The sequence below is a fragment of the Demequina sp. B12 genome (assembly GCF_028823635.1).
In the GTDB taxonomy this organism is placed as follows: Bacteria; Actinomycetota; Actinomycetes; order Actinomycetales; family Demequinaceae; genus Demequina.
In genome coordinates, this window is record NZ_JAPEHU010000002.1 from 566,264 (window position 1) to 580,486 (window position 14,223).

Annotated in this window: 12 protein-coding genes; all 12 read right to left on the reverse strand. The window is 62.5% G+C overall.

Annotated features, from left to right (window positions below; translation table 11 throughout):
• Positions 1 to 32: 32 nt before the first annotated feature.
• The 12 genes from ON058_RS07180 to ON058_RS07235 all read right to left on the reverse strand — a co-directional run bounded on the left by ON058_RS07180 (position 33) and on the right by ON058_RS07235 (position 14,208).
• Positions 33 to 1,577 (reverse strand): anthranilate synthase component I, encoded by a 1,545-nt coding sequence (locus tag ON058_RS07180; protein ID WP_274668423.1) that lies wholly within the window; start codon positions 1,575 to 1,577, stop codon positions 33 to 35.
• Between the two features lie 2 nt (positions 1,578 to 1,579).
• A complete protein-coding gene (gene hisI / locus ON058_RS07185) occupies positions 1,580 to 1,939 on the reverse strand; it encodes a phosphoribosyl-AMP cyclohydrolase (protein WP_274668340.1) in 360 nt (119 codons plus the stop codon).
• 73 nt (positions 1,940 to 2,012) lie between these two features.
• Positions 2,013 to 3,800, reverse strand: coding sequence for an ABC transporter ATP-binding protein (locus ON058_RS07190; RefSeq protein ID WP_274668341.1), 1,788 nt, complete (start codon positions 3,798 to 3,800; stop codon positions 2,013 to 2,015).
• Positions 3,797 to 5,671 carry an ABC transporter ATP-binding protein gene (locus tag ON058_RS07195; RefSeq protein ID WP_274668342.1) on the reverse strand — a complete coding sequence of 625 codons (1,875 nt, stop codon included), beginning with the start codon at positions 5,669 to 5,671 and terminating at the stop codon, positions 3,797 to 3,799. Before ON058_RS07195 ends, ON058_RS07190 begins: the two co-directional genes overlap by 4 nt.
• Positions 5,668 to 6,438, reverse strand: coding sequence for an imidazole glycerol phosphate synthase subunit HisF (gene hisF, locus ON058_RS07200; protein ID WP_274668343.1), 771 nt, complete (start codon positions 6,436 to 6,438; stop codon positions 5,668 to 5,670). Before hisF ends, ON058_RS07195 begins: the two co-directional genes overlap by 4 nt.
• Complete coding sequence (locus tag ON058_RS07205) at positions 6,435 to 7,442, reverse strand: FKBP-type peptidyl-prolyl cis-trans isomerase (RefSeq protein ID WP_274668344.1); 1,008 nt, start codon at positions 7,440 to 7,442, stop codon at positions 6,435 to 6,437. The genes hisF and ON058_RS07205 overlap by 4 nt, the downstream gene beginning before the upstream one ends.
• A gap of 51 nt (positions 7,443 to 7,493) precedes the next feature.
• Positions 7,494 to 8,894, reverse strand: coding sequence for a Pup--protein ligase (gene pafA, locus ON058_RS07210; protein WP_274668345.1), 1,401 nt, complete (start codon positions 8,892 to 8,894; stop codon positions 7,494 to 7,496).
• Between the two features lie 17 nt (positions 8,895 to 8,911).
• Positions 8,912 to 9,091 carry a ubiquitin-like protein Pup gene (locus tag ON058_RS07215; protein WP_274668346.1) on the reverse strand — a complete coding sequence of 60 codons (180 nt, stop codon included), beginning with the start codon at positions 9,089 to 9,091 and terminating at the stop codon, positions 8,912 to 8,914.
• Between the two features lie 21 nt (positions 9,092 to 9,112).
• The gene (gene dop / locus ON058_RS07220) at positions 9,113 to 10,642 is read right to left on the reverse strand and encodes a depupylase/deamidase Dop (RefSeq protein WP_274668347.1); all 1,530 of its coding nucleotides are present in this window, start codon (positions 10,640 to 10,642) and stop codon (positions 9,113 to 9,115) included.
• 5 nt (positions 10,643 to 10,647) lie between these two features.
• On the reverse strand, positions 10,648 to 12,057 hold the full coding sequence (gene arc / locus ON058_RS07225) for a proteasome ATPase (protein ID WP_274668348.1): 1,410 nt from the start codon (positions 12,055 to 12,057) through the stop codon (positions 10,648 to 10,650).
• A complete protein-coding gene (locus ON058_RS07230) occupies positions 12,057 to 13,046 on the reverse strand; it encodes a tRNA (adenine-N1)-methyltransferase (RefSeq protein ID WP_274668349.1) in 990 nt (329 codons plus the stop codon). Before ON058_RS07230 ends, arc begins: the two co-directional genes overlap by 1 nt.
• Before the next feature lie 19 nt (positions 13,047 to 13,065).
• Entirely contained in the window at positions 13,066 to 14,208 is a 1,143-nt protein-coding gene (locus ON058_RS07235) for a site-2 protease family protein (protein ID WP_274668350.1), read from the reverse strand.
• Positions 14,209 to 14,223 lie beyond the last annotated feature (15 nt).

The window sequence follows — 14,223 nt, forward strand, 5'->3', positions numbered from 1 at the left end:
ACTCCTCGTGTTTCTTTCTGGCCTGCGCCAGTCTAGTCAGACTCCGCAGGTACAAGCCTCGCAGCAGTGCGAATCGCGCGGATCATGGCCGCGGCCTTGTCCTTCGTCTCTTGGTCTTCGTTGGCGGGCACGGAGTCAGCAACGACACCTGCACCCGCTTGCACGTGTGCAGTGCCGTCCTCGATCAGCGCCGTACGAATCGTGATGGCCATGTCCATGTTCCCCGCGAAGTCGAAGTAGCCGACGGCACCTCCGTAATAGGCACGGCGAGTGGGCTCGATTTCGTCGATCAACGCAATCGCGCGCGGCTTAGGTGCACCGGACAACGTTCCCGCAGGGAAAGTCGCCGTCAACACATCAAGCGGGCCGTAGCTCTCTTCGAGTTCCCCCACAACGGTCGAACAAATGTGCATGATGTGGCTGTAACGGTTCACCTTCATGAACTCCAGCACTTCAACGGATGTGGGTGCGCACACTTTCACCAGATCATTACGTGCGAGATCAACCAGCATGACGTGCTCGGCGATCTCCTTGGGGTCCGCGAGGAGTTCCTCTTCGAGGGCACGGTCCTCGCCTGGGGTTTCGCCTCGCGGGCGCGAGCCAGCGATAGGGAAAGTAGAGACCTTGCGGTCCTTCACCGCGGCGAGAGACTCTGGGCTTGCGCCCACCACGGCGAAGTCGCGCCCCTCGTCGTCTCGAAGTTGAAAGTAATACATGTAAGGCGACGGGTTAAGAGTGCGCAAGACCCGGTAGACATCCAGAGGGCGCGCAGGGCAGTCGACATCGAAACGCTGAGAGGGCACCATCTGGAAAACCTCTCCATCCCTGATGGCTTCCTTGGCGAAGCGAACCGCAGCCTCGTACTCCCCTGGCGCACTGCGCTGGCGCACCACAGGCTCGTCCCCGTCCTCAGCGAGCACGGAGATGGCGCCCGCAGGTGCGGAGAGCAACGCAGACTCCATACGGTCCAAGCGCTCAACAGCGTCGGCATACGCGCCTTCAATACCGGTCGCCTCGGCGTTGGCATTCACCGCGTTCGCCATCAGCCACACTGATCCATCGTGATGATCAATCGCGGCGATGTCCGTGGCGAGCATCAGCATGACATCGGGAACGTCCACCTCACGTGGCGCCTTTGCAGGCAGGGTTGGCTCCCATTGGCGGATGATGTCCCACCCGAGCACGCCCACCATTCCACCCGTCAGCGGTGGCAAACCAGGGATGGGCTCCGAGTGCAGTTCCGTCAACACATTGCGAATCGCGTCCAGCGGCGCTCCGTCGGAAAGCCCGACGGGGACATCCCCTGCCCACGTCGCGTCGTCACCCCGTACCGAGAGCGTGGCTCGCGAGTTCACACCGACGAAGGAAAAGCGTCCTCGTGAGCCATCCGGATCTGCCGACTCCAGGATGAAAGTTCCCGGACGCTCATCAGCCAGGGCCCGGTACACAGCAACCGGCGTGAGCCCGTCCGCAAGCAAGCGGCGCACCACGGGGACGACCCGTCGCGACGCTCCAATCTCAATGAACCGTTCGAGCGCAGGCCACGTAGCGCCCCACTCCACCGACACTGCTTCCATATTCACTGAGCTTCCGCCAACGTCACGTCGAGCGAGCCGCCCGCCTCGAAACAGCTGTGCGTTCCTGTGTGACATGCCGGTCCCTGCTGTGTCACCGACAACAGCAATGCGTCACCGTCACAGTCAAGGCTCACGGCGTGAACATGCTGGACATGACCGGAGGTGTCGCCCTTACGCCACAACTCTTGGCGAGACCGCGACCAGTACACGGCACGGCCCGTCGTCAACGTCAGGTGAAGCGCTTCGTCGTTCATCCAGGCCACCATGAGGACATCTCCGGTGGCGTGTTCCTGCACGACCGCGCACACCAAACCATCAGGCGTGCGCTTCAAGCGATCTGCAATGCTCGGCTCCAAAGGCATGGCGCCTATCCTTCCACGTGCCTAGCCCGGGGTCGTCACTGCGGTGAGGCCGCTCGCGTCCCCTGCCAGGAACCTACTCGCGGGTTTGCGAAACCCACGCTCCATAGAGAGCAGCGTATGTCCCGCCTGCTGCGACAAGGTCTCGGTGAGATCCAACCTCGATCAGTTCGCCCTGCTCCATCACGGCCACAAGATCAGCGCGCTCCGCCGTAGACAAACGGTGGGCAATCACCACTGCGGTCCGACCCTGCATCAGCCCCTCCAAGGCACGGGAAATGCGGACCTCCGTTGCAGGGTCAACAGCACTTGTCGCCTCATCCAGAATCAGCAAGTCCGGATCACGCAAGTACGCTCGCGCGATCGACACCAGCTGGCGTTCACCAGCACTCAGCAGTTCACCGCGAGGACCGACGGGAGAATCAATCCCCTCAGGCATGGCCTCAAGCCACCCCTCGAGTCCAAGCGACTCAAACGCGGACAACGACCGCTGAGCCAAGTCTTCGGAGCTCAGGTGAGGCAATGCATAGGCAAGGTTCGACAAAATCGTGCCATCAAACAGGAAGCCCTCTTGCGGGACAACTGCAATCGAGCGGCGCAGCGAATCCGCTGGAACGGCTTTCAAGTCCACCCCACCGACACGCACTTCGCCCTCCGAGGGGTCGAAGAAACGAGACATGAGACGAGCGAGCGACGTCTTACCTGAACCGGTCGCACCGACCAACGCGATGCGTTTCCCCGACGGCACTTTGAGGTCGATCCCCTTCAGGACCTCCGGGCCTCCGGGGTATGTCAGGCGCACATTGTCGATGTCCAAATCACCATGGCCGTGAGGAATGGCGGTGCCATCCTCACCCGGGTCCACGACGGTGACTTCCTGATCCACCAACTCCAAGACACGGCGCCAGCCAACGATCGCGCGCTGCATCTCCGCTAGCATCTCGATGATCCACATCAGGGGCCCTGAGAACTGGTAGACCAAGAACGCCATCGCCACCACGGTGCCCACAGACATCATCCCGTTGATAGCCATCACCGTTCCGGTGACCAACGCCAGTCCGGTAGCAAGTGACTGGCCCACCACAGTCGACGAAAAGTTCACTGAGGCGAGAATCGATGCCTTGCGCTCGGCTCGGAGAATGTCGTCGTTCTCCTCGTTGAGCTGGTCACGCATCCGCTGCTGCACTCCATAGGCACGGATCGTCGACACTCCGACGATCTGCTCAGAGGTACGTCCCAACAGGTCAGCCATCTGCTCCCGCACATGGCGGAAGGCCTTCTGCACACGGGGCTGAATCCACAAGAGCGAGCCCACCATCGGCAAGAACGCCAGCAGGACCACCAGCGACACCTGCCAGGAGTAGGCGACCATCACGGCATACACGACGACCGACTCCAACGCGGCGACAATCATCGCCGCGCCGGTCCACTGCATCAGGTCACGCATGGTCTCCACGTCGCCCGTGACTCGGGAAACGTAGCGGCCACGTTGCTCTTCATTCTGGGTGAGCACCGACAGTTCGTGAACTTTGTCGAACGCCCGCAATCGCAGCGTCGCCAGGCCCTTCTCAGAGGCTTCAACCATCCGCACGCGGACCCGCCAGGCAAGCAGTGAAGTAATGAGCAGCACCACCGCACCCGCTGCCGCGTACTTGACGACGAGATCGACGTTGACACCCCCAGGTGCGAGCAGACCCAAGTCCGTCACACGCTGGGTCAGGAACGGCACAGCGGCACGCCCCGACGCGGCGAGAGCCGCAAGAGTCAACGTAATCCAGAGTCCCGCCTTCATCTCCGGGCTCACTTGGAAGCCGCGCTTGAGCAGGCCACGGACGGTAGTGATATCCACGGGTGATGCCGTCATCCGATGTACCCCGCTTCCTGTTCCTTCTGTCGCTTCGAGTCTTCCTCGTACGCGAGCACCAGCTCGCGATAGCCGGCGTCACGAGCCACCAAATCGTCATGCGTGCCAGCATCGACAACACGGCCCGAGTCCACATGCACCACATGATCCGCGAGCTGAATCGACGCGAGACGGTACGCAATGATCAACACTGTGGGCCCCTGGCCGTCGGCGCTCAGTCCACGAAGGATCTCCTGCTCGACGCGTGGGTCAACGGCACTCGTCGCGTCGTCAAGCACCAGAACGCGCGGCTGGCGCACCAGCGCGCGAGCCAACGCGAGTCGTTGGCGCTGGCCTCCGGAGAGGTTCATTCCTCGCTCCGCAAGGGTCGCGTCCAAGCCCGATTTGCCGTCCTTCGCGAGACGTTCCACCACGTCCACGACGTTCGCCTGGTCGAGGGCCTTCCAGACCTGCTCATCCGAATAGTCCTCGCCCAAGGTCACGTTCTCACGCACACTTCCGGCGAACACAAATGCCGTTTGCGGCACCAAGGCCACGTGGTCGCCAAGGCTCGCAATGACCTCCAGATCCGTATCGTCCAATGTGATCGCACCCTGAGTAGGGCGTGCAAGACGTGTCGCCGCAAGCGCGACAGTCGACTTGCCGGAGCCCGTGGCACCCACCAGCGCCGTGACCGTTCCAGGTCGCAGCTCAAGGGAGACATCGGTCAGGATCGTTGCGAGGTTGCCGTCGCCGTCGTCAGCACCAATGTCGGCGCCAGAGAATGCCAACGCACCTGCCCCAGCACGCTCCACTTCGACGGATCCCGGCTCATCGATCTCAGTGGCAGCCTGCGCGATCTCCCCCACTCGGCGAAACGCCACCAACGCCTGCGGCATCTGGCCCAATACCCAGCCAAGTCCACGAATGGGGACGGCCATGAGAGTCACCAAGTAGATCGCGGACACCACGTTTCCTACGGACACATAGCCGGCGTCGGCACGGATGGCTCCCACAATCATCAGTGCGACCGAACCCAGCGGAACTACCACATCCATCATGGGTTCAAACCATGCAGAGGTCTTCCCCACGCGGATGTCGGCATCGCGCAAACCAAGGACGGCGTCCCTAAATCGATCGCTCTCGATCTTCTCGGCACCGAGAGCCTTCACGACAGTGCCACCCTCAAAGCTTTCGTGGGCGATCGTCGAGACGTCCGCGCGACGCGACTGACCAAGATCCCAGCGTGGGGTGATGATCTTCTCGTACGCCAAGTTGATCGCAAAGATCACCGGCACGACCGCCAGCCCTGTCACTGCAAGCCACGGATCCATACGCCACATTGACCAGCCCGCCGCGAACATCATCACGAACGACCCCACGGTAAACGCGAAGGGATGCAGCGTGTTCGTCGCTGACTCCGAATCCGACGACATCGCGGATAGTAGCCGCCCGGAGGGATTTGACCGGTGCCATCCCAGCGGAAGGCTGGCGAGTGCATCGGCCACTACCCGACGGTGGCGTGCCGCGACACCCGCCACAGCAATGCCTTGGACACCGCGACGCAGGCCCACGAGCACGGCATTCACCACGCCGATCGCGAGAAAGACCGCACCCGCGATCCAGATCGCAGCCACAGGGTCCTGCGTGAAGTCTCCCCACACGCCTCGAATAGGGTCGCCGGCGACTGCGGGGATGACAACATCGTCAGTGATGTCCCCCAACAGGGTTCCAAACACCACGGTCAAAATGGAGAAGATCGCAGCAAAGAGGATCGCCAAAGAGAAACGCAGGCGCTCGGTCCGCATCGCGTGGCGGATCAGTTGTCCTGCTTTACGGTTAAACGACCCCGTGAGTCGATAGTCTGCTGCCGCGTCGTTGGGGCTGCTCACCGCACCTCGATTCCGCACTCGCGCATGTAGTTCTTGACGTCGCTGATCTTCAGGTGTCCAAAGTGAAACACGCTTGCTGCCAACACCGCATCTGCTCCGGCCCGTGCAGCCTCGACGAAGTGCTCGACGTTGCCGGCGCCGCCGGAAGCAATGAGCGGGATAGAAACCTGCTCGCGCACGTGGCCCAGCATCTCCAGATCAAAGCCATCCGTGGTGCCGTCCGCGTCCATGGAGTTCAACAAGATCTCACCGGCACCGAGCTCCTGGCCGCGAGTGGCCCACTCGACCGCATCGATACCCGTCCCCTGGCGCCCACCATGGGTCGTGACTTCAAAGCCCGAGGCAGTGGTCACCCCATCGCGGCAGCGACGTGCGTCCACTGACAGCACCAACACCTGGGCACCGAAACGTGCTGAGATCTCCCGAATCAACTCCGGCCGCGCGATCGCTGCCGTGTTAACTCCCACCTTGTCTGCCCCCGCCCGGAGTAGCCGGTCGACATCCTCAGGCGTGCGAACGCCACCTCCGACGGTCAACGGCACAAAAACCTGATCTGCGGTGCGCCGCACGACGTCATAGGTCGTGTCGCGATTGGCGGAAGAGGCGGTGACATCAAGGAAAGTCACCTCATCGGCTCCCTCCGCACCATACGCCTGTGCGAGCTCTACGGGGTCGCCGGCGTCACGGAGGTTCGTAAAGTTGACACCCTTGACGACGCGGCCAGCATCGACATCCAGGCAAGGGATAACCCGAACTGCAGTACTCACATGTCCTCCGCGTTCCACACATCCAAGATGTCAATCACCATGATCATCGTCCCTCGCAACGGGTATCCCATTGACGACGGGACGAGTAGCTCTACCCGTGAGCCCTCGGTTTGATCCAGCAACCCTGCTGTCATACCGGAGACCACCGCTCCCGATTCCATGTCCAGCAGGTATGGGGCTCGTTCCACCGGCCACGTCGAGTCGAACACATCACCGGCGGACCAGGATTCGGTTTCGCTCTCGCCGTCGTCGTTCGTACCTTCCGTCTCGCCATCCTCGTAATAGAAGATCGCGTAGTTCATCGTGACTCGCGACGTCGCCGTGATCTGGGGCCCGATTCCCTGTATCAAGGTGGCGGTTTGAAGATCCGCGACTGGTTCCGCGTCCTCGGCAATCACCACACGCGGCTCGCCGGATTCGTCAACGACCACTTCGGGCATGCTGGATTTAGGTTCCTGCGCTTCGCCCACAGCGTGCTCAGAACGCACATCCACCACAAGGCCAACAGGAGGTGCCTCGGTGACCGTGTCATGGCCGTCATCCTCAGAAGCCTCGTCCTCTGCTTCCTGATCCTGCTCCGTCTGTGGGATCAACTCCGCTGGCTCCAATGCCAACACTCGTGCCCCCACACGGGCATCCACGAGGACGTCGTACAGCGCTTGGCCGACAGACTCCGGAGTCAGCACATACGCCTCAGGCGAGCCGTCGAAAGTGTTGATCACGACATCGCCCGAGTCAAGCGATTCGCCATACACGTCAAGAAGCAACGGCTGCCCAGACACCAGGCGTTCCCCTTCGCCGTCCCACAGCAACCGGGTCTGCGCCTCGTCGTACTCCAAGCCCTGCTCGTACGTCAGCGAAGGCGCCTGGGTATCGCTTGACCCCACCGTGATCTGGTCAATGTCTCCACTCAAGGTGGGCGACGTGTCGACATCGGCTGGCGGTCCCGTGCAGGCACCAAGAACCAGCGCCACAGAAGCGGCGAGTGCGGCGACAGCGCGCATGAGTGGTCCTCTTTCGCGTAGGGGTGGAATGAGCGATTCTATCCCTACGTGTCAGGATTCGATAGCCTCCACAAGGGCCTCGACACGAGGGTCGATATTCCGGAACGGATCCTTCAGCAGGACGGTCTGATGTGCTCCTGTCAGCTTCAGATGCACCCAGTCAACTGTGAAGTCTTGCTGGGCTTTCACTGCAGCCTCAACGAAGGCCCCGCGCAACCGTGCACGGGTCGTCTGCGGCGGCGTTGTCATCGCCGTGGTGATCCGCTCTGGGTCAACGACTGTCTGGACGAGTCCCTGTTCCACGAGCTTGTAGTACAGCCCCCGTTGGGGGGACACATCGTGAAAGGCGAGTTCAAGACGGGCCAAGCGTGGGTCGTCGAGCGAACACTGGAGACGCTCCTGATACCGCGTCAGCAGCCGGAGCTTGATCGCCCAGTCAAGTTCCGTATCGATCAGCGAGTAGTCCTGCGTCTCGACGGCGCGCAAGCCACGTTCCCACAAATCAAGGATGCGAGCGACCTCATCCGTGGGCTCGATCACGCCGCCCACGTTCGCCTGCACCACTGCCAGATACTCGCGTTGGATCTGAATGGCCGTGAGGTGCCGACCGTCTGCTAACTCGACGGTCGCTTGCGCCGAAAGATCGTGAGCGACCGCACGGATCGCCTGCATCTCGTTCGCCAAGGTCAGATCAGGCAGCCGCACATGCGCTTCCATGAGCCGAAGCATCAGGTCGGTCGCGCCGACCTTGAGCAACGTCGTGGCCTCGGCCATCGTGGAGTCGCCCACGATGACGTGCATGCGCCGATACAGCTCTGCGGTCGCGTGTGGCTCGTCACGAGTGTTGATCATGGGCCGCGACCGTGTCGTCGCCGAGCTGAGGCCCTCCCACATGTGGTCAGCACGTGGAGAGAAACTGAAGTGCGCGCCTTGTGGGGTCCGGGTAATGCACCCGGCACCAGTCACCACCTGACGCGTCACGAGGAACGGCAGCAAAGCCGATGCGAAAGCGCGGAAGTCCGCCCTACGGCGCACCAAGTAGTTCTCGTGGCACCCGTAGGAGTTCCCGTGAGAGTCCGTGTTGTTCTTGTACAGGTGGATCGTGCCATCCACCCCGGCCTCAGCGAGGCGCCGTTCACCATCCGCGATGAGATCGTGGACGATGCGTTCACCAGCCTTGTCAGAGGCAATCAGATCGGTCAGCGAGTCACACTCTGCCGTCGCATACTCGGGGTGCGCGCCCACATCGATGTAGAGACGGGAGGCGTTGGGCAGGAACACGTTCGATGACCGTCCCCACTCGACAACAGAGCGGAAGAGATGCCCCGCGACTTCCTCGGGAGTGACGGCACGCGCGCGCGGGGCATCAAGGTGCAGCCCGAACTCGGTTTCCAAGCCAAAAATCCGACGCTCGGCTGGAACCTCCAGCGGCGGCGGAACATCGAATCCCACAGGCGAAGCGGACGAGGCTACTGCCCGCCCTTCTGCACAAACGACCGCACGAACTGCTCAGCATTGACCTGCAAAGAGTCATCAATTTCGTCCAGCAGACTATCGAGTGCGTCCGTACTCTCGACCTTGGCTGGGGCTGGAGCCGGTTCCGGGGTTTCGTCCTCGTACCCGTGGCTGGAGGAATGTGTCTGAGGCATGTTCGTCAGTCTAGCCACGACTCATGCGCGCTGGGACGCGAGGGCATCGATCAAGGGGTGACTCGCTCGATGCGGGTCATCCAAGTGGATGACCTCGAGCTCTCCATGCTCAGTGTCCCGGTCGAGCACGACCGAGGCCCACCCGGCGGCGTCCACAATGTCGGGACGCGCCGCGATCAACCGTGCACGCGCTGCAGCACGCGTGTCGCGCGGCGCACGCTTCATCGCTTCCGCCACTTCCGCATCGTCCGTGAGACGCGTCACCTGACCTGCCTGGGTGAGTTTGTGCGCCCACCCGTCACCTAGCCGACTCCATTGAACGTCCAACGCCGCGAGCCGCGCGTCTGTCCACGCAAGCGGCTCCGCAGTTCCATCGGGGTGGACGGTTGCATGACGTTCGCGAAGACGTCCCAGCAACGCGAGTTTCGCCACCCATTCCACATCTTTCGATGCACTCATGGGGTCGCGTTCCAACGCGTCGAGTACTCGTTCCCAATGCACCAACACCAGGTGATCGCCCGCGTCGGTAGCGTAGTCACGGCAGATCCCCAGCAGTGCCCGCTGGATCTCCAGCGCGGTGGCGTTCTCCCCTGTTGCCAGTGGAATCGTCACACGCAAGGAAACGTCGTGTGACACCGTTTGGACGGCGGGTACGGCATCGGCCAGTTCAAGCGCATCGAGGCGCTCGTCCTGCGCCTCAACCGCAGCAAGAACCAACGAGGTGGTTCCAACCTTCAGCAACACCGGCATCTCGAAGCAGTTGGCATCGCCGATGATCACGTGCAGACGCCGCCACTGGGCACGATCCGCGTGAGGTTCGTCTCGGGTATTGATGATGGGACGCCGCAAGGTCGTCTCGAGACCGACCTCCGCCTCCATATAGTCGGCACGCTGGGAGATCTGGAAGCCCTCGTGTTCACCGCGCTGCCCCAGTCCCACTCTTCCCGCGCCCGTCATGACTTGTCGCGTCACCAAGTGCGGTGTGAGCCGCCGAATCAAGTCGTCGAAGTTGACATCGCGGCGCACAAGAAAGTTCTCATGGGTGCCGTAGGACGCTCCCTTGCCGTCAACATTGTTCTTATAGAGAGCGATGTCGAGCCCCTCGGACTCCCGGTACTGGCTGGCAGCCTCCAGCGTGATCGCATCCCCAGCACGGTCCCACAGCACCGCATCCCGCGCGCTCGACACCTCCGGACCCGAGTACTCCGGGTGCGCATGGTCGACGTAGAAACGCGCACCATTGGCAAGTACCGCGTTGAGATGGGCGGGGTCCTCCCAGGACCCGCGACGCCGACGCAACGTGACCTTCCCTGCCCCACGATCGAACTCTGATTCATCCGTCAGCATGTCCGGATGGGCTTGCGACCGCTCACGGCGGGAACCTCGCTGGTCCTGCAGCGGGTCTTCTCCGCCGTAGTCCCAGCGAGCAGTGTTGTCCCCTGCCCACTGCCGGCACGCCTCCACAAGACGTGAGGACATCAGAATCGGATTAGCCTGCGGGTTCGCGGGATCCACAATCCCGTATTCGGTCTCAATGCCGACGATACGCATACGAGTTACCCTTCGCGCAGGGTGCTTGCTGCAACCGCGCGGGCCTCCGCCAACTCCTGTTCGCAGGCACGCTCAAGATGTTCAGCGGTGATGCCACGTTCGCCACCAGCAATCACTTCCTTGATCGCGAGCGTCTTGGCACGATCAACCACGTTGCGCACCAAGGCGCCGGACATGTGCTGACGGTTGTCAGGATCTGCGTAGAGGCGTCCCACGGCATGGTCGGCGAGTTCCTTGACAGCGGCCTCAGGGTCTCCTCCGGACGCTGCGAGTGCACTCGTCGACAGCGGCAGCTCCGAAGTGAGGTACTTGGAGAAGATGTCACGTGCGCTAGCGGCGTCAGGGCGCGAGATCTCGATCTTCACGTCCAACCGGCCGGGCCTCAGAATCGCAGGATCGATCATGTCCTCGCGGTTGGAGGCACCAATCACGATGACGTTCCCCAGCTGCTCGACGCCATCAAGTTCGGTGAGGAGCTGCGGAACGATGGTGGTTTCCATGTCCGAGCTGACGCCGCTACCGCGTGAACGGAACAAGGCTTCCATCTCGTCAAAGAAGACGACAACGGGGGCTCCGGAGGACGCCTTCGCCCGCGCGCGCTCAAAGATGGTGCGGATGTAACGTTCGGTCTCACCCACGTACTTGTTGAGCAGCTCGGGGCCCTTCACCGACAGAAAGTACGACCGGTCCGCACCCACCGCATCTGCCAAGGAGTGGGCGACTGCCTTCGCGATCAAAGTCTTGCCACAGCCAGGAGGGCCATAGAGCAGCAGTCCGCGAGGCGGGTTCAACGCGTGTTCGCGGTACAACTCGGGGTGTCGTAGCGGCAGTTCAATAGCGTCGCGAATGCGCTCGATCTGACCGCTGAGACCACCGATCGAGGCAAAGTCTGCGTCAGGCACTTCTTCCAGCAAGAGCGCTTCGACACCCGATCGGTCGATGCGTTCCGTCGCAAAGCCCGAACGGGGATCGATGATGACCGTGTCACCCTCGTGGAGACGTTCACGAGCCTCGCCTCCCACGAGACGCACCACCCGCTCGTCTTCGCCGCGCGACACGACCAAGACACGGTCGTTATCGAGCACCTCGCGTACCAGCGCGCCCTGGCCGGTGCGCTCAGGTTCCGCGACTCCCACGACCACACTCATGGGGTTCACGAGCACCTCGTCGCCAGGCGACAGGTCGACATCTAGATCAGGCATGATCCCCACGCGCATACGGCGTCCGCTGCTCACAATGTCCACATGCTCGCCGACCCGCTGAACGAAGGTGGCAAAGGTGTGTGGTGGGGCCGATGCTTCAGCGAGTTTGATCCGCATCTCCCCGAGCGCTTCGCGTGAGGTTTCGAGGAGTCGTTGCAGTTCAGCGTTCCGTGCCTGGAGAGCTGCGATTCGGTCCTGACCTTCGGTTACCACTAGTCCTGGTCCCCCTGTGTCTGTGCTGTCGTGACGTCGCGACGGACGCGCCGGATCTTCTTGTCAGACACGGCGCGCTCGCCCAAGTCCTCAGGTGTCCACTCACCATCTGTGGGGTATGCACCCTTGGCCGGACGGCGTTTGCGCACCGGAGCCTGAACTCCAGGTGCCATCCGGCGGCTAGTGATCAAGAAACCGGTGTGCCCGATCATGCGGTGGTCAGGGCGAACCGCGAGTCCCTCGAGGTGCCAGGTACGCACCATCGACTCCCATGCCTGGGGTTCTGTATAGCCGCCGTGATCGCGCAACGCCTCAGCGGTACGCGACAACTGTGTGGTGGTCGCGACATAGGCGAGGAACACACCACCGGGCGTCAACGCGTCTGCTGCGGCGTCGATGTTCTCCCACGGTGCCAGCATGTCCAGGATGACGCGGTCGACAGTGCCGGGTTCTGCAACGTCTGCGACACGGTCAGCGAAGTCGCCAGTCTCAAGACGCCACGCGGGGTGTGGACCACCAAACTGGTTCTCGACGTTGGCTCGCGCGATGTCGGCGAAGTCTTCACGGCGCTCGATCGAGATGAGTTGTCCCCCATCGCCCACGGCGCGCAACAACGACATCGATAGGGCTCCCGACCCCACCCCGGCTTCCACCACGCGCGCACCCGGGTAGATGTCCGCCATCTGGATGATCTGTCCGGAGTCCTTGGGGTAGATCACGGCGGCGCCACGCGGCATCGACATGACGTAGTCGCTCAGGAGCGGACGCAAGACCAGGTACTCGTAGCCCGCGGTGTTGGTCACCACCGCGCCTTCCGGCCCACCGATGATGTCGTCGTGATTGAACTGGCCCCGATGCGTGTGAAACGTCTTTCCCGGTTCAAGAATGATCGTGTGGTGGCGACCCTTGGCATCGGTGAGTTGAACACGGTCGCCCGCACGCAGCGGACCGCGACGCTCTGCCGCGCCAGTGGGGAGGGATGAAGTCATGCCCCCAGTCTAGGGCGCGCTATTGCAGGGCCTTCATCGCGTCAGTCAACCGCAGTACGCCGGCAAACCCTCCCGCATCGGTCACGACCACGACATCAGTCTTACCCCACCACTGCTCGAGCGCCTGGGTGACATCGCTACCGGTGGCGTCCACACTGATGGTGGCACCTTGCGGCAAGGGCATAGTGACGGACACCAGCGTGGTGGCGTCCCGTTCTTCAGCGGGAACAGACGATGCGAGACTGACAGGAAAATGACCGGCCGCCTGCCCCGTGGGATTGACGACAATCACCTCGGCCGCGCCCGCGCTCTGCGCAAGCGCAAGCGCGTCGCGAACTGACCGGTGATGCTCCATTGCCACTGCAGGCAGCATGAGCGCCGCAACACTCATGCTGTCGCGGGCTTGCAACACCTGAGACATGCGCAACGCATGCGACGCTGCGGGCCACAGCAGCATGAAGATCAACCCGGCCCACACCACCTCAAAGGCCGAAGGCGCGCGGCCCTGGAGCAGCGGTCCTCCGAGGGAGTAGATCACAAAACCAACCGCGACCACGCGGCCACCCCACGCCGCGACACGCAACCCTGTGTACCTCGATCCGGTGCCAGCCCACACGAGCGATTCAAGTACCCGGCCCCCGTCCATCGGGATACCCGGGAGTGCATTGAAGATCGCCAACAGCACGTTCGCCCAGATCACCCATTGGAGCGCGGCGTACAACCACACATCTCCCGCGAGGCGGTCGAGCAAGTCCATACTGACCCAGCCCAGCCAGATCGGTACATACGCAAGCCCGGCAACGACCAGGTTCGCAACGGGACCAGCGGCGGCGACGAGTCCCTGCACTCGCGGAGTGAGTCCTGCGCCGTCAAAACTCGTGTGCCCGCCCCACAACGTGATCACTACTTCGTCCACTCGCCGGCCGAACGCGCGTGCTGTCGCCGCGTGGGCCAACTCATGAAGAAACACCGACACGAATAGCAGAACCGCGAAGATCACCCCAAGAGTGAAACTTCTCCGCGTGAGCTCGGTACCGCTTCCGGTACTGAAGATGAGGGCAAGCACCACCACCATCACGAGGGTCGACGGCCTGAGGACCAGGCGTGCACCAAAGAGGTGACCGAAGTTCCAGCCTGGGCTGCGTTGCGGGGACGAAGTCATGGTGACAACGGTAGA